This window comes from Halotalea alkalilenta DSM 17697 (assembly GCF_000621205.1).
GTDB classification, from domain to species: Bacteria; Pseudomonadota; Gammaproteobacteria; order Pseudomonadales; family Halomonadaceae; genus Halotalea; species Halotalea alkalilenta.
Genome location: NZ_JHYY01000022.1, coordinates 37266 through 56969, shown reverse-complemented (window position 1 = coordinate 56969; position 19704 = coordinate 37266). Strand labels below are relative to the sequence as shown.

The 19704-nt window shown below is 65.2% G+C and carries 22 protein-coding genes; 13 read left to right on the top strand and 9 right to left on the bottom strand.

Annotated elements, in window-relative coordinates; genetic code table 11:
• Positions 1-39 precede the first annotated feature (39 nt).
• A complete protein-coding gene (locus Q376_RS25300; RefSeq protein ID WP_027349066.1) occupies positions 40-318 on the bottom strand; it encodes a hypothetical protein in 279 nt (92 codons plus the stop codon).
• Between Q376_RS25300 and Q376_RS24175 the strand changes: the two genes are divergently transcribed.
• From Q376_RS24175 to Q376_RS0103075, 4 genes are all read left to right on the top strand, one after another.
• Positions 208-531, top strand: a complete 324-nt coding sequence (locus Q376_RS24175) for an SDR family NAD(P)-dependent oxidoreductase (RefSeq protein WP_342665950.1) — start codon at positions 208-210, stop codon at positions 529-531. The genes Q376_RS25300 and Q376_RS24175 overlap by 111 nt on opposite strands.
• Positions 513-1541, top strand: coding sequence for an amino acid ABC transporter substrate-binding protein (locus tag Q376_RS0103090; protein WP_027349065.1), 1029 nt, complete (start codon positions 513-515; stop codon positions 1539-1541). Before Q376_RS24175 ends, Q376_RS0103090 begins: the two co-directional genes overlap by 19 nt.
• An 846-nt stretch (positions 1542-2387) precedes the next feature.
• Positions 2388-2699, top strand: coding sequence for a hypothetical protein (locus Q376_RS0103080; protein ID WP_027349063.1), 312 nt, complete (start codon positions 2388-2390; stop codon positions 2697-2699).
• A complete protein-coding gene (locus Q376_RS0103075) occupies positions 2696-2905 on the top strand; it encodes a hypothetical protein (protein ID WP_027349062.1) in 210 nt (69 codons plus the stop codon). The genes Q376_RS0103080 and Q376_RS0103075 overlap by 4 nt, the downstream gene beginning before the upstream one ends.
• 34 nt (positions 2906-2939) lie before the next feature.
• Here the strand turns inward: Q376_RS0103075 and cobA are convergent, their stop codons facing one another.
• The gene (gene cobA, locus Q376_RS0103070; protein ID WP_081803366.1) at positions 2940-4127 is read right to left on the bottom strand and encodes a uroporphyrinogen-III C-methyltransferase; all 1188 of its coding nucleotides are present in this window, start codon (positions 4125-4127) and stop codon (positions 2940-2942) included.
• Between the two features lie 103 nt (positions 4128-4230).
• Entirely contained in the window at positions 4231-5514 is a 1284-nt protein-coding gene (gene serS / locus Q376_RS0103065; protein ID WP_027349060.1) for a serine--tRNA ligase, read from the bottom strand.
• A gap of 196 nt (positions 5515-5710) precedes the next feature.
• Here serS and Q376_RS0103060 point away from each other — a divergent pair, with 196 nt between their 5' ends.
• The 4 genes from Q376_RS0103060 (at position 5711) to Q376_RS0103045 (ending at position 9158) form a co-directional block, all read left to right on the top strand.
• Positions 5711-6343, top strand: a complete 633-nt coding sequence (locus Q376_RS0103060; RefSeq protein ID WP_027349059.1) for an SH3 domain-containing protein — start codon at positions 5711-5713, stop codon at positions 6341-6343.
• Between the two features lie 106 nt (positions 6344-6449).
• On the top strand, positions 6450-7697 hold the full coding sequence (locus Q376_RS0103055) for a NupC/NupG family nucleoside CNT transporter (RefSeq protein WP_027349058.1): 1248 nt from the start codon (positions 6450-6452) through the stop codon (positions 7695-7697).
• A gap of 88 nt (positions 7698-7785) precedes the next feature.
• A complete protein-coding gene (gene cobO, locus Q376_RS0103050) occupies positions 7786-8388 on the top strand; it encodes a cob(I)yrinic acid a,c-diamide adenosyltransferase (RefSeq protein ID WP_027349057.1) in 603 nt (200 codons plus the stop codon).
• Positions 8389-8414: 26 nt separating this feature from the next.
• Positions 8415-9158, top strand: a complete 744-nt coding sequence (locus Q376_RS0103045) for an SIMPL domain-containing protein (protein ID WP_027349056.1) — start codon at positions 8415-8417, stop codon at positions 9156-9158.
• Between the two features lie 10 nt (positions 9159-9168).
• On the opposite strand, the gene Q376_RS0103040 is transcribed toward Q376_RS0103045, so the two are convergent.
• Positions 9169-9768: a LysE/ArgO family amino acid transporter gene (locus Q376_RS0103040; protein WP_027349055.1), complete on the bottom strand. Its 600-nt coding sequence runs from the start codon at positions 9766-9768 to the stop codon at positions 9169-9171.
• A gap of 93 nt (positions 9769-9861) precedes the next feature.
• On the opposite strand from Q376_RS0103040, the gene Q376_RS0103035 reads away from it, so the two are divergent.
• Positions 9862-10779 carry a LysR family transcriptional regulator ArgP gene (locus Q376_RS0103035; protein WP_027349054.1) on the top strand — a complete coding sequence of 306 codons (918 nt, stop codon included), beginning with the start codon at positions 9862-9864 and terminating at the stop codon, positions 10777-10779.
• The gene (locus tag Q376_RS0103030; protein ID WP_027349053.1) at positions 10776-11114 is read left to right on the top strand and encodes a hypothetical protein; all 339 of its coding nucleotides are present in this window, start codon (positions 10776-10778) and stop codon (positions 11112-11114) included. The genes Q376_RS0103035 and Q376_RS0103030 overlap by 4 nt, the downstream gene beginning before the upstream one ends.
• A 1-nt stretch (position 11115) precedes the next feature.
• On the opposite strand, the gene Q376_RS0103025 is transcribed toward Q376_RS0103030, so the two are convergent.
• Positions 11116-11418 carry an MTH1187 family thiamine-binding protein gene (locus Q376_RS0103025; RefSeq protein ID WP_027349052.1) on the bottom strand — a complete coding sequence of 101 codons (303 nt, stop codon included), beginning with the start codon at positions 11416-11418 and terminating at the stop codon, positions 11116-11118.
• Between the two features lie 335 nt (positions 11419-11753).
• On the opposite strand from Q376_RS0103025, the gene cfa reads away from it, so the two are divergent.
• The gene (gene cfa, locus Q376_RS0103020) at positions 11754-12905 is read left to right on the top strand and encodes a cyclopropane fatty acyl phospholipid synthase (RefSeq protein WP_052364903.1); all 1152 of its coding nucleotides are present in this window, start codon (positions 11754-11756) and stop codon (positions 12903-12905) included.
• Positions 12906-12959: 54 nt separating this feature from the next.
• On the opposite strand, the gene Q376_RS0103015 is transcribed toward cfa, so the two are convergent.
• From Q376_RS0103015 to slyA, 3 genes are all read right to left on the bottom strand, one after another.
• On the bottom strand, positions 12960-14057 hold the full coding sequence (locus tag Q376_RS0103015) for a DUF2955 domain-containing protein (RefSeq protein WP_245598892.1): 1098 nt from the start codon (positions 14055-14057) through the stop codon (positions 12960-12962).
• Complete coding sequence (locus tag Q376_RS0103010) at positions 14047-15108, bottom strand: HlyD family secretion protein (protein WP_027349049.1); 1062 nt, start codon at positions 15106-15108, stop codon at positions 14047-14049. Before Q376_RS0103010 ends, Q376_RS0103015 begins: the two co-directional genes overlap by 11 nt.
• An 87-nt stretch (positions 15109-15195) precedes the next feature.
• A complete protein-coding gene (gene slyA, locus Q376_RS0103005; protein WP_027349048.1) occupies positions 15196-15651 on the bottom strand; it encodes a transcriptional regulator SlyA in 456 nt (151 codons plus the stop codon).
• 180 nt (positions 15652-15831) lie between these two features.
• Between slyA and Q376_RS0103000 the strand changes: the two genes are divergently transcribed.
• Positions 15832-17022 carry an amino acid aminotransferase gene (locus tag Q376_RS0103000; RefSeq protein WP_027349047.1) on the top strand — a complete coding sequence of 397 codons (1191 nt, stop codon included), beginning with the start codon at positions 15832-15834 and terminating at the stop codon, positions 17020-17022.
• 89 nt (positions 17023-17111) lie between these two features.
• Here Q376_RS0103000 and Q376_RS0102995 read toward each other — a convergent pair whose 3' ends face one another.
• On the bottom strand, positions 17112-18374 hold the full coding sequence (locus Q376_RS0102995; RefSeq protein WP_027349046.1) for a D-amino acid dehydrogenase: 1263 nt from the start codon (positions 18372-18374) through the stop codon (positions 17112-17114).
• 249 nt (positions 18375-18623) lie between these two features.
• On the opposite strand from Q376_RS0102995, the gene Q376_RS21260 reads away from it, so the two are divergent.
• Positions 18624-19634, top strand: a complete 1011-nt coding sequence (locus tag Q376_RS21260) for a LysR family transcriptional regulator (RefSeq protein WP_052364902.1) — start codon at positions 18624-18626, stop codon at positions 19632-19634.
• Positions 19635-19704 lie beyond the last annotated feature (70 nt).

Sequence of the window (19704 nt, the reverse complement as noted above, 5' to 3'; positions counted from 1 at the left end):
TCGGTGAAGGGACCTGACGGCGACAGCCACCGCGGGTATTCAGTGACGAAATACGATCGCTCCCGGCATCTCGGTGATGGTCGGTACTTCGATCACCGTCAGCAGCAGTCGTGACGCGCCATAGGTGTACGACATAGCGACAGCGTGGTCGCTGCCGTGCGCAGTACGCAGGGCCTGGATCGCAGCGCGCCATTCGACGACGATCGCGTGCTGGTGACGACGCTTGACGTCACCGATGAGGCCGAGGCGCAGCTGGCCGTGGAGGCCGCTCTGGCGCGCTTCGGCCGCATCGACGCCGTCATCAACAATGCCGGCCATGGGCGACCTCAGCCTTTCCACCGGTTTCGCTCAGCAGCCGTGACTGGGGCAAATCCACGCTCCCACTGCCGGCCTGCGCCGACGCGGCCGGCTCACGGTGATCGTGGTCCGCAAGGTCGGCACATGATTTGCATTCATCATTGGGTGCTTTGCCCTGGCCGATCGCCAGTGGTCCATAACCAGAGGAAAGATGAATGCGTGTTGCCAAGTTGACGGTATACGGTTTCACCGGCGCCGCTCTATTGGGATGGTCACAGCTCAGCGCCGCCGCCACGCTCGACCAGGTCAAGCAGCGTGACAGCGTAGCTTGCGGCGTCAGTCCGGGGATCAGCGGTTTCTCCGCCCCGGACCAGCAGGGCCGCTGGACAGGTATCGACGTGGAACTCTGCCGAGGGATCGCTGCCGCGGTGCTGGGTGACCCGGACAAGGTCATCTACCGCGCACTGACCTCCACCGAACGTTTCACCGTGCTTCTAGGAGGCGAGGTGGATCTGCTGTCTCGCAATACCACCTGGACCGCGGCGAGGGACAATAGCCTGGGACTGACCTTTCCCGGCGGCGTGACCTTCTACGATGGCGAGGGATTCCTGGTGAAGAAATCGCTTGGCGTCTCGAGCCTCAGCGAGCTGGACGGCGCCACGGTCTGCATCACCTCGGGAAGCACCCATGAGCTGAACATGCAGGACTACTTCGGCGCCCATGGCATGAGCTACCAGCCTGTCACCGCGGAGACACCGGACGTATTGGTCAGTGCATTCGACGGTGGGCGCTGCGACGTACTGACCTCCGATGCCTCCCAGCTCGCTGGGCTGCGTACCCATCTGGCCGATCCCGACGGCGCGGAAATCCTTCCCGAGCGGATCTCCAAGGAGCCGCTGGCACCGATGGTCCGTCGCGGTGACGAGGACTGGGGCAAGGTGGTGAGCTGGACGCTCTATGCGATGCTCAACGCCGAGGAGCTGGGCGTGACCAGCGAGAACGTCGACGCGATGCGCGACAACCCGCCGAACCCCGACATCGCCCGTCTGCTCGGCCAGGACGGCAACTTCGGCGAGCAGCTCGGGCTCTCCAACGACTGGGCCTACAACATCGTCAAGCTGGTAGGCAACTACGCCGAGGTCTATGAACGCACCGTCGGGGAGCAGTCTCCCCTCGGCATTCCCCGTGGCGTCAACGCCCTGTGGAACGCGGGCGGCATCCAGTACGCTCCGCCAGTGCGCTGATCGGCGCCACGGGCCCCGGGCCCCGGGCGAAAAAAAGCCCAGCGCACGCTGGGCTCAAGTACGCAGGGAATGCTGCCTCGGAGGCAGCAGGGAAAACATCGATGGTGCCCTCTCTGCTGGCCCCTGCTCATCGGCCTTGCTGGAAAAAGAAAAGCCCCTTGTTTCAAGGGGCCAAATAACCCAGAAGGATGTCTTGCGAATAAATAGACAGAAGCACTCGGATTTAGTTCGCGCCACCGGAGTAACTTTTTGTAAACGTACCGGCCGCCGCCTTCGTCACAGAAATGACAACACGCCCTGGCAGAGTAGTGGCCAGCGATACGCAAGGCGCCGCAGACCATGCTCGACGCGGCGAGTACGCGGGCGAAACCCTGGGCCAACTATTGGCGAATGGCGCGAAAGTGGCAAAGCCGTGTAAAAAGTAGGCACAATGCTTCACCTTCTTCGATCAGCGCCGATGGCGCCATGGTCACTGCGTCCGGCCCGCCCCTTGGGCGGACGCGATGAAGAAGTCGCTCAGGAAGAGCAAACAATCGCTAGGAGCTAGCCGCTATGCCAATCAACATGAAAGAGTCGCCGTTCGAAGGCGCGAAATGCCAGATTTGCCATTCCCCGCTCCACTGGCCGGAGCCCATGCCTGACGACAGTATGTTGTGCTGCCCAAACGGCCACGAGATATGTACCATGGCGGAATTCCGCCAAGCCGCGTACGAAATGGCACTGCGCGAGGAGATCCAGATCAGGCGCGTCCAGCCCCTCGACTCGGAGCGGCTTTCAGCCTGATCCAGCGAGGCATCCTTGGCGGTTCCTCGGACAGCGTCATCATCCCCGATGCGAGCTTTGAACATGAAACCTTTCTCATTCATCGCCCGCTGGGCAGCGCCGTTCACCCTAGCGCTGCTCTGGGCCAGCCCTACGCTGGCCCAGAGCAGCGGCACTGCGGTGCAATCCCCCCAGCAGCGCTTCGAACAGAGTCAGCGCCAGAATCAGATCAACCGCACCCAGCGCGATGTCCAGCAACAGCGCAGCCGCCTCAACTCGAACCAGGGGCCGACCGAAACCTCGGAGCGACTGAACCGCCAGCGTTTGAACCAATCGCAGCAGGGGCTCGACCAGCTCAAGCGACAGCAGCAACAGCCGCAAAGGAGCACGCCGTGAACCGGCGGCCTTTTTCCGCTTCCAGCGCGCGCGAACGGTTGCGCCGACTCGACCAGGGCGACCAGGTCCATGAACACCGCTATCGCAAGATCCTGCACAGCGAAGAGCGGCGTTGGTATCTGGTGGTCACGATGGTGATAATGATTCCCCCCGCACTGGCGCTCGCAGTGCTGTACTTCCAGCATTCACTGCCAGCGCTGCGCTGATCCGAGCGGATCGCAGCATTCCAGCGAAGCGCTTTCAAGCCTCGCCGGCGCGATCAAGCGGACTCGGGTGTTTGCCGTGGCGCCATCCGAGGCTCGTGGCGCTGGCGCGCTCGAACCATGAAAGCGAGCGATACAGCGAGACTACCCCCCCTACTACGATCAACGTCGGCGGCGCGATATCGAGCCCGGCGATGCTGGCGGCGATGCCAGCCAGCGTATCGACGTGGACACGCTGGCGCGCGGTGGTGCCCTGTTCGACCAGGGCGATCGGCGTATCTGCGCCCATGCCGTGCTCGATCAACTGGCGAGCGATCACCTCGAGACTGCCCAGGCCCATGTAGAACACCAACGTCTGGCCGGGAGCCGCCAGGGTCGGCCAGTCGAGGTCGATGCTGCCATTGCTCAGATGACCAGTGATGAATCGCACCGATTGAGCGTGATCACGATGGGTCAGCGGGATACCGGTATAGGCCGAGACCCCGATCGCCGCGGTGATTCCCGGGATTACTTCGAAGTCGATCCCTTCTTCGGCGAGGCACTCGAGCTCTTCGCCACCGCGACCGAAGACGAACGGATCGCCGCCCTTGAGCCGCACCACCCGGTATCCGGCACGCGCCCAGTCGACCAACGCTTGGTTGATCCCCTCCTGAGGCACGCTATGACGCGAGCGCGCCTTGCCGACGTAGAGCCGTCGAGCACCGGGAGCGGCCAGCGCCAGCACCTCATCACTGACCAGCCGGTCGTGAATCAGCACCTCGGCTTCGCGCAGTCGGGCCAGCGCCTTGAGGGTCAGAAGCTCCGGATCGCCAGGACCGGCGCCGACCAGGCTGACGCGGCCAGGCTGGAAGCGGTTGCGCGACGAAGAGGCGGATGAATCGGGGGCACGCCCGACCTCGAGCGGCAGCCGGACGCTCGAGCGCTCGGGCCAGCGCGGCACGAAGACGGCGACACCGGCCCGTTCGGCCAGCGCCACGAGCTCGTCGTCCTGCGCCGGGTCACCGCTCGCGACCAGCCAGCACTGCCCTAGCGCAGGCGATGGCGGCGCCGATTCGACCGCCCAGCCACGTGAGGCAGCCAATGCCGACAGGCCCCCGGCGAGGGACTGCGCATGGATGCAAAGCCTCAGGTCGCCGAGACGCTCGGCGATGGCCAGCGCTTCCCGCCCGCCGCCGAAGAGGCGAAGATCGAAAAAGCGCAGCGAACAGATCAGGTCTAGAGCCATGCGTTATCCCGGGTAAGCGCGATGCGTCCGGCAACGATGCCGGGAGCGAAATGATAATGCCGCACCGCGGCACGGCCAATGCCGTTCGACAGCCAGCGACCGCTCAGCGTGGCGAATTGATCCGTTCGATCCCACCCATGTAGCCACGCAGGGCTTCGGGCACTTCGATCGAACCATCGGCCCGCTGGTAGTTCTCCATCACCGCGACCAGGCAGCGTCCGACCGCCAGCCCCGAACCGTTGAGGGTATGCACCAGCCGCGGTTTCTTGTCGCTGGCGCCGCGAAAGCGCGCCTGCATACGCCGGGCCTGGAAGTCCTCGCAGTTGGAAACCGAGGATATCTCACGATAGGTCCGCTGGCTCGGCAGCCACACTTCCAGGTCGTAGGTCTTGGCGGCGGAGAAGCCGAGATCGCCGCCACACAGGGCGACCACCCGGTAAGGCAACCCCAGCGCCCGGAGCACTGCCTCAGCGTGGCCACGCATCTCCTCGAGCACCTCGTAGGAGTGCTCCGGCGCGCACACCTGGACCATCTCGACCTTGTCGAACTGGTGCTGGCGAATCATTCCGCGGGTGTCGCGACCATAGGCTCCCGCCTCACTGCGAAAGCACGGCGTGTGCGCGGTGAGCTTGAGCGGCAGCCGTTCGGCCGGCAGGATCTCGCCCCGCACCAGGTTGGTCAACGGCACTTCGGCGGTAGGGATCAAACGGTAATCCTGCTCGCCCTCGAGCGCGAAAAGATCCTCGGCGAACTTGGGCAACTGCCCGGTGCCCTGGAGCGAGGCGGCATTGACCATGTAGGGCACGTAGTGCTCTTCGTAGCCGTGATCGAGGGTCTGCTTGTCGAGCATGAACTGGGTCAACGCGCGGTGGAGCCGCGCGATCTCACCGCGCATCACCACGAAGCGCGAGCCGGTGAGCTTGGCCGCGGCCTCGAAGTCGAGCCCACCGTAGAGCCCGCCGAGGTCGGTATGGTCGCGTGGTTCGAACTCGAACGCCCGCGGCTCGCCCCAGCGCGCGACCTCGAGATTATCGCTTTCATCCTTCCCTGGCGGCACGCTGTCGTGGGGCAGATTGGGCAATCCGGCGAGGATCGAGTCGAACTCCACCTGCAGCTCATCGAGCTGCCCCGAGGCATCGCCGAGACGCCCCTTGAGCGACTCGACCTCGGCGAGCAGAGGCGCCACGTCCTCTCCCCTGGCCTTGGCCTGCCCGATCGCCTTGGAGCGGGCGTTGCGCTCGCCCTGCAGCTCCTCCACCCGGGTCTGCAACTCGCGACGCCGGGACTCGAGCGAGGAAATCCGCTGCAGATCGAGTGAGAATCCGCGGAGGGCGAGACGTGCAGCGACACCTTCGAGGTCGCTGCGCAGCAGTTTGGGATCGAGCATCGGGCTACTTTCCAGGGTTCGAGAGGGAAGACGCCAACGGCGCCGAGTCGACATTGTAGGGAAAAGCAGCCTCGCGCTCCATGCCCAGCGGGCGCTGGCGTGCCGCTGTCACCGATCGAGCCACTCGGGTACCCTGATGCCACCTTCGGGCCCAGGCCTCGGCCCTGCGTGCCTTTCAACTGGCGAGGAGAACGATGTGCGCCGAAGCCTCCCGACCGCGCTGCTGCTTTTCGTCCTGCCGCTGGCCTGCACCCCGGCGCAGGCCCAGACCGAACAGCGCCTGATCTGCGAGCAGCCGCCCGCGCTCAACGCCGGCGGCACCCCGCGCCTCGATCTTTCCGAGGTGGACGCAGCCAATCGACAAGCGCTCGCTGCCGCCTCCCGGGCACCGCTCGGCGTCGGCATCGGCTTCAACCGGGGCTACTACGGCGGCTTCGATGGCTATGGCGACCAGCGCCAGTCGGTCGCAGCGCTGGTCGCCGCCAACCAGCGTCTCGCCACGCTGGTCGACCAGCTGTCGCTCCAGGTCGATGCACTCCAGCAGCAGCTCGCCGCGCCTCGTTCGCTGGTCTGCCGACCGATGGGCGCCGAGCAATCCACCACTAATGCTCCGCCCACGAGCGCCGACGGCGCGCTCGCCCAGGCGCGCGCAGCGGTCGATCAAGCCGGGGTATTCAACTATCCAGGCCCAGGGGCTCCACAGGTCGGCGCGCTGCGCCTGAATGAGACGGTGACGATCCATGCCCGACGCGACGGCTGGGTACGAATCACCGCACCCGACGCCGCACCCGGCTGGGTTCGCGAGGCGCTGCTCGCACCCATCCCTTGACCACCCACGGACCCCGCACGACGGCCTTGAACAACTGCTTCAAATCCGCAGAACCTTCGTTCACACTCGCCAGCTTGACGACCACAATCAACAATCTGGTAACGCGATGAACATACTCATGGGGGTGATCGGCATCGCTGTGCTGATCGGTATTGCCCTGCTCTTCAGCGAAAATCGCCGGGCGATCCGCCTGCGCACGGTATCCATAGCCTTTGCCATTCAAGCGCTGATCGGCGTAGTCGTGCTCTACACCGATTGGGGCGGTCAGCTGCTGCAATGGATCAGCAATGGTGTGCAGGCCGTGCTCGGCTCCGCCGATGCGGGGATCAGCTTTCTGTTCGGCGGTCTGGTCAGCCCTCGGATGTTCGAGGTCTTCGGCAATGGCGGCTTCGTCTTCGCCTTCCGGGTGCTGCCGATCATCGTGTTCTTTTCCTCGTTGATCGCGGTGCTCTACTACCTCGGCGTGATGCGCTGGGTGATCAACGTGATCGGCCGCGGCCTGCAACTCGCCCTCGGCACCAGCCGCGCCGAGTCGCTCAACTCGGCGGCGAACATCTTCGTCGGCCAGTCCGAAGCCCCTCTGGTGGTCAAGCCTTTCGTACCGAAGATGACCCGCTCGGAGCTCTTCGCGGTGATGGCCGGCGGACTCGCGAGCGTCGCGGGCTCCACACTCGGCGGCTACGCCGCGCTCGGCATCGATCTCGACTACCTGCTAGCCGCCTCCTTCATGGCCGCCCCCGGCGGACTGCTGATGGCCAAGCTGATGATCCCCGAGACCGGCCGCCCCCTCCAGCGGCTCGAAGAAGTGGAGGCGGACGCTACCCAGCAGCAAGGGCCGCGCAACGTCATCGACGCCGCCGCGGCGGGAGCCAGCGATGGACTACGGCTCGCCGTCAACGTCGGCGCGATGCTGATCGCCTTCGTCGCGCTGATCGCCCTGTTCAATGGCATGGTCGGCTCCATCGGCGGCTGGTTCGGGATCGAGGAGCTGTCGCTACAGCTGATCCTCGGCTACTGCTTCGCGCCGCTCGCCTTTTTGATCGGCATCCCCTGGGACGAGGCGATCACCGCCGGCAGCCTGATCGGCCAGAAGACCATCCTCAACGAATTCGTCGCCTACATCGACTTCATCGCGGTGCGTGACTCGCTGACGCCCCACTCCCAGGCCATCGTGATCTTCGCGCTGTGCGGATTCGCCAACCTGAGCTCGGTCGCGATCCTGCTCGGCGGCCTCGGCGTCATCGCCCCCAATCGCCGCGGCGACGTCGCCGCCCTCGGCCTCAAGGCGGTGCTCGCGGGCACGCTTTCCAACCTGATGAGCGCCTGCTTGGCGGGGCTGCTGCTCGCGCTTTGAACCATCCGGAGCCAGGACTCGTCGACACGTCCTGGCTCGATGGACGCGCTATGATGCATGCCGAACCGCATGCACAGGAGCCCCCGGAATGAGCGACGAGCGTCAGCGCCGCCACAAGCGCGCAATGGAGAAACTCAAGCAGCACGTCGATGCCAAGGTCGCCGCCGCCAGCGTCGAGCGCGGGCAGCTGCTGGTATTCACCGGCAACGGCAAGGGCAAGACCACCGCGGCCTGGGGCACGGTGGCCCGCGCGCTGGGCTATGGCTATGGCGTCGGCGTGGTGCAGTTCATCAAAGGAGAATGGGAATGCGGCGAGCGCCAGCGGCTCGCCGATGACCCCCGGCTGGAAGTCGTGGTGATGGCCACCGGCTTCACCTGGGAGACCCAGAATCGCGATACCGACCGGGCCGCCTGTGAGGCGACCTGGGCCCACGCCGAGCGGATGATGACCGACCCGGACCGCTACCTGGTGGTGCTCGACGAGCTCACCTACATGCTCAAGTTCGGCTATCTCGATGTCCAAAGAGTGATGCGCGCGCTGGCCCACCGCCCCCCCGAGCAGACGGTGATCATCACCGGCCGCAATGCCCACCGCGAGCTGCTCGAGATGGCCGACACCATCACCGAGATGCAGGAAACGCGCCACGCCTTCAACCAGGGACTCAAGGCCCGACGGGGCATCGACTACTGATCTCCCACCCGACAAGGAAGCCCGACATGACCACCACTACGCTCTCCCGCCGCCTGACCCTCGGGGTGCTCTGCGCCTTTGCATTCGCACTGCCCCTGGCCGCCCAGGCCAAGCCCGCCACGCTCGAAGTCAGCGGAGAGGGCCAAGTACAGATCGCACCCGATCGCGCAGGACTGAGCGCCACCCTGTGGGAGAAGACCCCGCTGCGTGACGAGGGCGAAAACGCCGCGCCAGGCGAGCTGGAGCAGGCGCGCAGCGCGCTGGAGCGCCGGATGTCCCAACTGATCGATACGCTGGTCGCCGCGGGCGTCGCGCGTGAGCGCATCCACGCCGGCAGCCTCAGCATTCAGCCCGAGATACTCTATACCAGCGGCGATGGGCAGCCGAACCGCAGCCGGATCAGCGTCGAACGTCCGATCCAGCTCGACATCGAACAGCTCGACCGGCTGCCCACCGTACTCGAAGCCTTGACCCAAGCCGGCGTCGACCGCCTCGACGGGGTGAGCTATGACGTCGCCGACCGTGGCGCGGTCGAGGATCGCGCGCTGGCCGCTGCCGTCGCCCGCGCTGAGGGCAAGGCACGGGCGATCGCCGCGAGCCTGTCGCTCGAGCTGGGCCCGGTGCTCGAAGTGGTCGAGGGAGACGCCCCGCGCTTCCAGCCGAGGATGATGGCAATGGCCGAAGGCCGCGTCGCCGACTCGGTCGATTACAATCCCGGCGAAATCGGCGTCGAGGCCCGGATCACCTTGCGCTACGCGCTCGAGGAGTGACGCTCGGCCCTCAGCCATGCAGCAGCCTGATCGCGATCACCAGGAGAACGACGCCGATCGCACCATCGATCCAGCGCCATGACCGCGCTGAGGCGAGGGTGGTGGCGAACCGTCGAGCGCCAGCGACGAGGGAAAAGAACCAAACCGCCGACGCGCACGCCGCGCCGATCGCGAACCCCAGCGGCGATGGCCTGGTCGCACCGATAGCGCCCAGCATCGCCACCGTATCCAGATAAACGTGGGGATTGAGCAGGCTCACCGCCAGCGTGGCGAACAGCGTGGCCAGCCGCGAACCCGCCGGCGCGGCGAGCGGATGCAGTCCCTGGCGCAGGAACACCGCCCGCCAGAGTGCTTGGCCCGCGAGCAGCAGCAGTAGCGCAGCGGCGGCCCAACCGAGCATCCGCGTCGCCTCGGGCCACGCCTGCAGCGCGCTCGCGACCCCGAACACACCCAGCGCGGTGAGCCCCACGTCGCAAAGGGTACAGACCGAGGCGACCATCCAGGGATGGCGCCCTCGCACGCCCTGCTGCAGAACGTAGGCGTTCTGCGCACCGATCGCTACGATCAGCCCGAGCCCCATGATCCATCCGTCCAGCCACGATGCCAGCATGCTCGCCCCTACCCTCGTGATCGAGCGACAAACATACGCGACCGGACTATCATCAATTAAACTAATTCACCTAATACCTCATTAGGTTAATCGATGATCGACTATAAACTCCTCGAGGCGCTCAGCGCAGTGATCGATCAAGGCGGCTTCGAGCGCGGCGCCCGAGCGCTGGGCCTGACCCAGTCGGCGGTATCCCAACGGATCAAACTGCTCGAGGCGCGGCTCGGGCAGCCGGTGCTGGTGCGTGCGCCGCGTCTTGCACCGACCGAAACCGGACAGCGGCTGCTCAACCATGTCCAGCAGGTGCGCTTGCTCGAATACGACCTAGTCGACACCCTGCCGGCACTGGGCGAGGGCGGCCAGCGGATGCGCATCGTGGTGAACGCCGACAGCCTTGCCACCTGGTGGTTCGAAGCCAGCGGAGATTTCGGCCGCCAGCACGAGGTGCTGTTCGATCTGGTGATCGAGGATCAGGACCAAGCGCTGAGCCGCATGCGCGATGGTGAAGTGGCGGCCTGCGTCTGCGCATCGCCGCGCGCGGTGCAGGGCGCGCGGGCGCACTTCCTCGGCGGCATGCGCTATCTGCCGGTGGCGACCCCTGGATTCATCGGCCGCTACTTCGCCGATGGCATCGATGAGGGCACGTTGAGCCGGGCACCTGCGGTGATCTACGGCGACGATGATCGCCTGCAGCACCGCTATCTCGCCGAGCACGGCGTTACCGCGGCCTTTCCCCATCACCGCTGCCCCTCCTCGCCCGGTTTTCTGGCGATGGTGAGAAACGGTCTATGCTACGGGCTGATACCCGAATTGCAGGCCCGCGAAGCGATCGAGGCCGGCGAACTGGCGGTGCTCGAATGGGAGACGCTGATCGTGGTGCCGCTCTACTGGCACCACTGGCGCCAAGGCGGCCAGCTGCTCGACACCCTGACCGACCATCTGCTCGCTCGAGCGGCGCAGTGGCTACCCGAGGCCGAAGCGTGCGCAGCGCAGGCAAGGAGAACGCCATGACCCCAGCACGACGAAGCGGCCCTCCCCAGCGGCGGGCGGTCCAGAGTGCCATTGCGCTTGGGCTGCTTGTGCTGGCGGGCTGTGCAAGCGGGCCCTCTTCCCCATCCAGCGCATCGATCGAGGCCGCGGCGGCCGATGCCCCCCAGGCCGAAGCGCGAGCCGTCGCAATGGCCACCGAGCAGTGCGGCGGCGAGCCGTTCGCCTACCAATGGCAGCCCGCACAGCCGCGCCTCGCCTTGCCATCCTCCGCCGTCGCGCGCGGGCGGCTGGTCAACGCCGGGGTCGAGGGCGATACCGGCTTCGGCGTTCTCGTCTATCGATGCCATCGGGCATGAGTCAAGACTCCAGCCGACGGCGTACGCTCTCCACCTTGTCGTCCATGCTCTGCTCCCGGTCGGTGCGGGTGCCGAGCTTGAGCGTGGTGGTGATCCTCGGCGCCCCCATCTCGTGAACCACCTGGTGGCAGCGCTTGATCGCACCGAACACCTCGTCCCACTCTCCTTCGACGTTGGTGCCGTACGCATGCATCCGGTGCTCGAGCCCCGCCTCCTCGAGCACCCGCTGGCAGGCGGCGACGTGGGGCGAGACCGAGACGCCGACCCCGAGCGGCACCACGCACAAATCGACGATGACCTTCATTTCGCTACCTCCAAGTCGTTTTACCGCTGGCGCGGCGAATGTCGGTTTGCGCCATTTCGCTCGCCCGTACCAAGCTGGAAAGCGCCATATTCGCCTGCATAGCGGCTAATCACAAAACGGGTTCAGCGCCAATGGCGAGCCAACTTGAAATCGTCGATCGACGTAATAGCCGACAATCATTAGCAGGATTGCAAAGCCTGCTTTAAGATTCAACGAGGTTTAGCGCGTGCGCAAGGCCGTCGCGTTTCCCATGAACTGCCTCGGCCGCGCCAGGGAAGACACGCACAGACGTGTCCATACTTCCTATCGGGAAGGGTGTTCAACGGGGAGGAGTCATGGCCAGCAATACTGCTTTCGATTCAAGCGAGCTGCCCGACACGCGCAGCCGACGCCTTGCCGAGTCCTTGCTCGAGGGCTCCGGCGTCGCGATCAACGGCAACAATCCCTGGGATATCCAAGTCCATGACCCCGCCTTCTTCGGCCGGGTGATACGCAGCGGCTCGCTCGGACTCGGCGAGTCCTACATGGATGGACAGTGGGACTGCGAGCAGATCGATGAGATGATCCTGCGCTTGCTGCGCCACGGTCTCGGCCAGCGCGCGGAGAACCCGCTGCATCATCTCTTCTATACCCTGCGGGCCGGCTTCATCAATCTTCAGAGCAAGACCCGCGCCTTCATCGTCGGCGAGAAGCACTACGATCTCGGCAACGACCTGTTCGAACGCATGCTCGACGAGACCATGTGCTACTCGTGCGGCTATTGGAAGGAAGCCACCGACCTCCATCAGGCACAGCTGGCCAAGCTCGATCTGGCCGCCCGCAAGCTTGGCCTAGAACCAGGCATGAAGGTGCTCGACATCGGCTGCGGCTGGGGCAGCTTCGCCTATCACGCGGCCAAGCACTATGGCTGCGAGGTCACCGGCATCACCATTTCCAAGGAGCAGGCCGCCTATGCCAAGGAGCGCTGCGAAGGCCTGCCGGTCGAGATCATCCTCGAGGACTATCGCGACCTGACCGGGTGCTTCGATCGAATCGTCTCGATCGGTATGTTCGAGCACGTCGGACACAAGAACTATCCGACCTACTTCCGGGCAGTGAAGAACCTGCTCGCCGAGGACGGCCTGTTCCTGCTCCACACCATCGGCAGCAACGCCACCCACGTCGGTGCCGATCCGTGGATCAACAAGTACATCTTCCCCAACGGCATCCTGCCCTCGATCGTTCAGCTGGTGAAGCCGAGCGAAGAGCTGTTCGTGATGGAGGACTGGCAGAACTTCGGCGCCGATTACGACCGCACCCTGATGGCCTGGCACGCCAATTTCGAAAGCGCCTGGCCTTCGGTCAGCGCGAACTACGACGAGCGTACCTATCGGATGTTCCGCTACTACCTGCTGATCTGCGCCGGCGCCTTCCGCGCCCGCGACATCCAGCTCTGGCAGGTGGTGTTCTCCAACCGCCGCGAGGGACGCTACGACGCACCGCGCTGAGCGCGGGCGGCGAGCCATCCGACCGATGAGCGGCCTTCGGGCCGCTCGCTCGCGTCAGTCGATTTCGAGCCGGGTGGAGGGAAAGCGGTTGAGCAGCAGGTGCAGGATGAATACCACCGTCACCGTCACCACCAGCGACACGCACACCGAGACGATCCGGTAGAAATCGCTGTAGACCAGGTCCTGGTTGGGTTCGAGATACTGGCCGAAGAGAATGCCCACGGTCGTCATGGTGCCGAAGCCGACTCCGGACCCGACCTTCTCGGTCACGTGCATCCGCGCCCCGATCATCAGGCACACCCAGAGCAACGGCAGCACCAGCAGCAGCTGGTCGGAAAAGTCGTAGAGCACCAGCTGGACCACCAGACCGAAGCAGCAGCCCAGGACGATCCCCATCGCCCGCCAGCGCGCGGCGATGATCACCCCGCGATAGTGCATCGGGAACAGGATCAGGATCGAGGCGACCTGCGCGGAGAGCGAGTCCTCCAGGTCCAGCACCTGGAAGACCACGAAGGAGAGCGTGGCTGCGATGGTCCCGATCAGTGTCTCGTGGCGAATCCGGTTGACCGACTTGCTTCCTCGCGGCGGCGGCTTGCGCGGCTCGACATCGGGAAACAGATAGGTCACGAACGCTGCCAGCACCACCGCCAGCGAGCTCGCCACCACGTTACTGGTCAGCATGTCGTGCAGGTCGGTGGTCTCGTAGCTGGCGAAGTGGAACATCACATTGAGGCTGACCAGGCTCGAGGCGCCGAACAGGAACAGCAGGCCGCGGCTCATCAGCCTGAATCGAATGAAGAACAGTGCGAACACCACCAGCGTCATGACCAGCGGCAGATGGCTGAAAAAGCCGGCGATCAGTCCCACCTCGACACTATTGATCATCGCAGCGGCGACGAACTGGCGAGCGACATGGGCGTTGAACACGGGAACCAATCCGACCAGCAGCACCGGATAGACGGTGAAGAACACGCCATAGTTCCAGTCGAACAGCTTGCAGATGGTGAACCCAAGGGTCGCCGCCGTGGCGATGCGCAGGCACTGGCGCAGATCGTTGCGCCCGAGCGGATGGTCGGCCAGCGGGAACATCCTCGACCACCGCACCCGGACTCCGCGGCGGCGGCTGGCTTGCACGCCGTTCTCAGTAGACATAGTGGATCAGGCTGACCAGATGGATCTGGAGGCGCCCGAGCAGCCGCGCCAGCGGGTTGTCGCCGGGATAAAGCTGCACCGTGGCCCGCGCACCGGTCGGCAGCGCGCGTTCGGGAACCTCCACGAGGCTTACGTGGACCCGCATGCGCTGGGCGTCGCGAACCCAGCGATCGGACTCGACCGGATCGGCGAGCGTGCCGTCGGCGAGCAACTGACCATTGCGCACACCAGCATCATAACCCTCGACGCGGGCGTCGAAGACCTGCCCGGGCAGGCCGTCGAAGGTCACCGCGGCAGCGGTGCCCGAGTGGGCGTAGCGCAGGCTCTTCTCGCGGAAGTCGGCGACCAGATCGGGGCGGTCTCCCACCAGCGCCAGCGCAGCCGAGCCAGTCGCCACATAGTCGCCAGCGCTCAACTGGAGATTGCTGACCACCCCATCGAGATCGGCGCGAACCTCGGTGTAGTCGAGATCCAGGCGAGCGCGGTCGAGGGTGTTACGCGCCTGGCGCAGGCGCAGGTTGTCCTCTCCGGTCTCCCCACGCTGAGTACGCAGCTCGCTGATCCTGGCCTGGGCAGCGCTCACCTGGGCCTCGGCGCTGCGATAGGCGGCGAGCGTCTGGTCGCGAACCTGGGCGGCGATACTCTGTTTGGCGGCGAGTGCCTCGTAGCGCCTCAGGTCCCGGGCCTGGTTGTCGGCTTCGACCTGAGCGGCTCGCAGGTCCGCCTCGGCCGATGCGATCTGGGCGTCGAGCTCCTTGTTCTCACGCTCGGCCTGCTCGAGCGCGAGCTCCGCTTCGACCACCGCCAGCCGATAGCTGCGATCATCGATGCGAAACAGCGTCTCACCCTTTCGCACATGCTGATTGTTGCGCACCAACACCTCGCTGACGCGCCCGCCCACCTGCGGCGCCACCGGAACCACCGGACGCAGCAAGCGCGATTCTGGTGTCATCGGCATATGGGTATCGGCGACGATGAAGTAGACAAAGGCTGCGGCGAAGACCAGCAGTGCGGTCTGCACCCAGCGATTGAAGCGCTGCTCGGGGGTCATGGACTATTTCTCGGTACTTGCTGTTGTCAATATCGTCAATATCGATGCTGGAACTTGCGACGTCAGGCCCGATCACCCGCTGTGGGCTCAATCATCGCGCCTGAGGTCGGCGAGGTTGATGGTCAGGTGTTCGATCAGTCGATCGAACGAGCGACGCTCTTCGTCGTCGAGGCCGGCGAGCAGTTCGCGCTGCACGCCGGCCTCGACGCTGCGCGCGGCGTTCAGCCGCTCGCGCCCCTGCTCGGTGAGCGCGACGCAGCGAGCGCGGCGGTCCTCGGCGCTGCGCGTGCGCATGATCAGCCCCTCGGCCTCAAGCTGCTCGAGGGTGCGCATCAGCGACGGCAGCTCGATGCCGAGCGCCGCGGCCAGGCTCGACTGGATCGCCCCATCGCCGAGGTGCTCGAGTTGGAACAGCAATGCCCAGCGGGACTGGGTGAGCCCGAGCGGCTGCATGCGCTCGTCGATGGCGGCGCGCCATTGGCGCACCAGCATCGCCAGGCGCATACCGAGCGGACGTTGGGAAAAGCGGTCGATGTCGATCATTCAGCCATGATAAAGCTTATCCTGCTCGATAAAAACCTAAGCAGGATAAGTTTTTGCTCCTCTCCCCGCCGATTGCCGGTGGAAGCCACCCTGCCGCAGTGGCATAGTGATGGCCCCAACCATTCCACCCCCGCGCTGCCGCCTACGGCGCGCGGTCCAGTACGAGGTAGTCAAGCCACCATGTTCGAGCAGATCGCCCGTGTTCCTGGAGACGCCATCCTCGGTCTCATCGATGCGTTCCGCCAAGACACCAACCCCGACAAGGTCGATCTAGGTGTAGGTGTCTACCGCAACGATCGCGGCGACACGCCGGTGCTCGAGAGCGTCAAGCTCGCCGAGGCACGCCTGCTGGAGCAGGAGCGTACCAAGAGCTATATTGGCTCCCATGGTGATCCCCGCTATACCGATGCCGTGCTGTCTCTGGTGCTCGGCGAGCGCTCACCGGTACTCGACGCCCATCGCGCCAGCGCCACCCAGTCCCCCGGCGGTACCGGTGCGCTGCGGCTGGCCGCGGACTTCATCAAGACCAACCTGCCCGGCAAGGGCATCTGGCTCTCCGATCCGACCTGGCCGAACCATGTCGGCATCTTCGAGGCCGCCGGGCTCGCACTGCATCACTACCCTTACGTCAGCGCCGACAACCGCCTCGACTTCGAAGGCATGATCGCCGCGCTCGAGCAGGCGCCCGAGGGCGACATCGTCCTGCTGCATGCCTGCTGCCACAACCCAAGCGGCTTCGATCTCGATCATGATCAATGGCGACAGGTATTGGCGCTGATCCAGCGTCGCGGCCTGCTGCCGCTGGTCGATTTCGCCTACCAGGGCTTCGGCGACGGCCTCGACGAGGACGCCTTCGGCACTCGCCTGCTCGCCGAGTCGCTGGACGAGATGATCATCACCAGTTCGTGCTCGAAGAACTTCGGCATCTACCGCGAGCGAACCGGCTGTTTCATTCTGATCGCCAAGAACCAGGAGCAGATGGAGAACGTCCGCTCGCAGGCGGCGATCACCGCGCGCGAGAACTACTCCAACCCGCCGGCCCACGGCGGCGCGGTGGTCGCCGAGATCCTCAACGATCCTGAGCTGCGCAGTCGTTGGATCGCCGAGGTCGACGAGATGCGCGAGCGCATCAATGGCCTGCGCCGCGCCTTCGTCGAGTCGCTGGCGCCGTTCGGGTTGAGCGAGCGCTTCGCCCACGTCGCACACCAGCGTGGGATGTTCTCCTACACCGGCCTCTCGCCCGAGCAGGTCGATCGACTGCGCGACGAGTTCGGCATCTACATGGTCCGCTCGGGCCGGGCCAACGTCGCTGGACTGCGCCGAGAGCAGCTCGACTACGTCGCCCGCGCCTTCGCGGCGGTTTGCCAGTAACCTGCTCCGCTGGCCGCCCGAGCGGCAGATGAACGAACGATGCCCCCGCAGCTCATCGCTGCGGGGGCATCGTTCGTTCGAGGATCGGATCAGGCCGCGCGATAGCGGCTCAGGTCGAGCCCGGCGGTGTCGATCGAAGGCGTGCGGCCCCCGACCAGCTCGGCGAGCAGATGGCCGCTGCCACAGCTCATCGTCCAACCCAGCGTGCCATGCCCGGTGTTGAGCCACAGGTTGGCGTAGGGCGTCGCGCCGATCAGCGGGGTGGAGTCAGGCGTCATCGGCCGCAGGCCGCTCCAGAAAGTGGCCCGCTCGAGATCGCCGCCGCTCGGGAACACGTCCCCCACCACCATCTCGAGCGTCTGACGACGCTTAGCCGGCAGACCGAGGTCGAAGGACGCGAGCTCGGCGGTGCCACCGACGCGGATACGATCATTGAAGCGGGTGATCGCCACCTTGTAGCGCTCGTCCATCACCGTCGACTGCGGCGCGCCCTGCTCGTCGGTGACCGGCAAAGTGAGGCTATAGCCCTTGACCGGATAGATCGGCAGCTGGATGTCGACGCTCTCGGCCACCAGCGGTGAATAGCTGCCGAGCGCCAGCACGTAGGCATCGGCGCTCAGCCGCCCCTGGTCGGTGACTACCCCGCCGATACGATCACCGTCGCGCTCGAGGCCACGCACTGCGACACCGAAGCGGAACTCCACGCCATAGCGCTCAGCGCAGTATTCAGCCAGCCGTGTGGTGAACAGGTAGCAGTCACCGGTCTGGTCGTCGGGCATGTGCAGGCCCGCACGGAACTTGCCGGGCACCCGGGCCAGCGCGGGCTCGACTTCGACGCACTGCGCCTCGGTCAGCAGGCGGTGACGCAGGCCGCACTCCTCGAGCACCTTCATGTCCTTGGCCGCGGCCTCGACTTGCGCATCGTCCCTGAACAGCTGCAGCAAGCCGCGCTGGCGCCCTTCGTAATCGATGCCGGTGGCGTCTCTAATCTCATCGAGGCAGGCGCGGCTGTGCTCCGCCACTCGCAGCATGCGTTCTTTGTTGATCGCGTAGCGTTCCGGGGTACAGTTGGCATACATGCGGATCATGAAACGCAGCATCGCGGGATCGAGACTCGGCTGGATCTTCAGCGGCGCATGGCGCTGCAGCAGCCATTTCGCTGCCTTGGCTGGAATGCCCGGCGCGCCCCACGGCGAGGACATCGCGAACGAAGCCTGGCCTGCGTTGCCGAAGCTGGTTTCCAGCGCCGGACCGGGCTGGCGATCGACCACGGTAACCTGATGTCCCTCGCGAGCGAGATAGTAGGCGCTAGTGACGCCGATGACGCCACTGCCGAGAACGAGTACGTGCATGCTGGTCCCTTGTGGATTGTGACCTGCGGGAAGCCCGGAGGGGCGATGTTTGCGAACCGGCAGAGTATAGAGTCAGCCATCCAGCGATATTTTCCTTTATCGCCCCTGGTTGCCATTCATGTTGCTTTATTTCCCCCAGTTCCCGGAGCCCTATCCTAAAATCAACCACCACAACGAGATGATCATCTACGCCGAGTGCCCTCGCTCGCGGCGGAGGGTCGCGAAGCACCGCAAGGAGTTCGAAAAAGCATGGACAAGGCATCCCGGCTACTGCTCTTCGCCGATGTAGTAGAGGCCGGCAGCTTCAGCCGCGCGGCGGATCACCGCAACGTCAACCGCTCGGTGATTTCGAAGCAGATCGGCCAGTTGGAAGAGGAACTGCAGGTCAGGCTGTTCAACCGATCCACGCGCAGCGTATCGCTCACCGGGCTCGGCAACGCCATCTACCCCCACGCGCTGCGCATGCGCGAAGCGATGGAAAGCGTCGAGGAGCTGGCCCAGCTGAGCCAGCACGAGCCGCTCGGCACGCTGAAGATCTCGGTACCGAGCAATTTCGGCCGCCACTTCCTGCCCAAGGTGCTACGCCAGTACCTGCGCCAGTATCCGCAGATGCATATCGATCTGCGCCTCGAGGACCAGATCATCGATCTGATCGGCGGCGGCTACGATCTCGCCATCCGCATCAGCCAGCTGCGCGACTCTTCGCTGATCGCCCGCCCCCTGGCACGCAATCGTCCGGTCCTGGTCGCGGCGCCGGCCTTCATCGAGCGCTATGGGATGCCCTCGACCCTCGATGAACTGATCACACGCCCAGCGGTGATCTACGCCCGCGATGGAATGATCCTCGACCGGGTCAATTACATCACCGCCAGCGGCGTGGTCGAGAAGGCGAGCCTCAAGTCACGCTACATGGCCAATGACCCGGAAATGCTGCTCGGCGCGATACTCGACGGGCTCTGCTTCGGCGTCGTTCCCTCCTACAGCGCGAGCGAGGCGATCCGCCAGGAGCGCCTGGTACCGCTGCTGCCGACGCTCAAGCTGCTGCCGTGGGCGGACCTGCACGTGGTCTATCCCCACCGTCAGTTCCTCGCCCAGAAGACCCGCGGCTTCATCGACTGCCTGCAGTCGATGATCGGCGGCCATCCCCCGCTCTGGGAGCGCGACATACCGGGCTTCGCCGACATGTATGGATTCGTCGACGACCAGCCGCCGCGGCTCGCCCCGAGCCATACCCCGATCGGCGAAAACACCCCGCTGTAATCCGACGGCGCCAGGATAGCGTACGCGCCAAGGGCCAACGACGAGCCCAAGTCGGAAACCGAGCGGGCCG

Excerpts from the sequence above, each read along its gene's own strand:
- Q376_RS25300 (WP_027349066.1), bottom strand. The coding sequence starts at position 318 with ATGGCCGGCATTGTTGATGACGGCGTCGATGCGGCCGAAGCGCGCCAG.
- Q376_RS0103090 (WP_027349065.1), top strand. The coding sequence starts at position 513 with ATGCGTGTTGCCAAGTTGACGGTATACGGTTTCACCGGCGCCGCTCTA.
- Q376_RS0103080 (WP_027349063.1), top strand. The coding sequence starts at position 2,388 with ATGAAACCTTTCTCATTCATCGCCCGCTGGGCAGCGCCGTTCACCCTA.
- cobA (WP_081803366.1), bottom strand. The coding sequence starts at position 4,127 with ATGGCTCTAGACCTGATCTGTTCGCTGCGCTTTTTCGATCTTCGCCTC.
- serS (WP_027349060.1), bottom strand. The coding sequence starts at position 5,514 with ATGCTCGATCCCAAACTGCTGCGCAGCGACCTCGAAGGTGTCGCTGCA.
- Q376_RS0103055 (WP_027349058.1), top strand. The coding sequence starts at position 6,450 with ATGAACATACTCATGGGGGTGATCGGCATCGCTGTGCTGATCGGTATT.
- cobO (WP_027349057.1), top strand. The coding sequence starts at position 7,786 with ATGAGCGACGAGCGTCAGCGCCGCCACAAGCGCGCAATGGAGAAACTC.
- Q376_RS0103045 (WP_027349056.1), top strand. The coding sequence starts at position 8,415 with ATGACCACCACTACGCTCTCCCGCCGCCTGACCCTCGGGGTGCTCTGC.
- Q376_RS0103040 (WP_027349055.1), bottom strand. The coding sequence starts at position 9,768 with ATGCTGGCATCGTGGCTGGACGGATGGATCATGGGGCTCGGGCTGATC.
- Q376_RS0103035 (WP_027349054.1), top strand. The coding sequence starts at position 9,862 with ATGATCGACTATAAACTCCTCGAGGCGCTCAGCGCAGTGATCGATCAA.
- Q376_RS0103030 (WP_027349053.1), top strand. The coding sequence starts at position 10,776 with ATGACCCCAGCACGACGAAGCGGCCCTCCCCAGCGGCGGGCGGTCCAG.
- Q376_RS0103025 (WP_027349052.1), bottom strand. The coding sequence starts at position 11,418 with ATGAAGGTCATCGTCGATTTGTGCGTGGTGCCGCTCGGGGTCGGCGTC.
- cfa (WP_052364903.1), top strand. The coding sequence starts at position 11,754 with ATGGCCAGCAATACTGCTTTCGATTCAAGCGAGCTGCCCGACACGCGC.
- Q376_RS0103015 (WP_245598892.1), bottom strand. The coding sequence starts at position 14,057 with ATGTCTACTGAGAACGGCGTGCAAGCCAGCCGCCGCCGCGGAGTCCGG.
- Q376_RS0103010 (WP_027349049.1), bottom strand. The coding sequence starts at position 15,108 with ATGACCCCCGAGCAGCGCTTCAATCGCTGGGTGCAGACCGCACTGCTG.
- slyA (WP_027349048.1), bottom strand. The coding sequence starts at position 15,651 with ATGATCGACATCGACCGCTTTTCCCAACGTCCGCTCGGTATGCGCCTG.
- Q376_RS0103000 (WP_027349047.1), top strand. The coding sequence starts at position 15,832 with ATGTTCGAGCAGATCGCCCGTGTTCCTGGAGACGCCATCCTCGGTCTC.
- Q376_RS0102995 (WP_027349046.1), bottom strand. The coding sequence starts at position 18,374 with ATGCACGTACTCGTTCTCGGCAGTGGCGTCATCGGCGTCACTAGCGCC.
- Q376_RS21260 (WP_052364902.1), top strand. The coding sequence starts at position 18,624 with ATGGACAAGGCATCCCGGCTACTGCTCTTCGCCGATGTAGTAGAGGCC.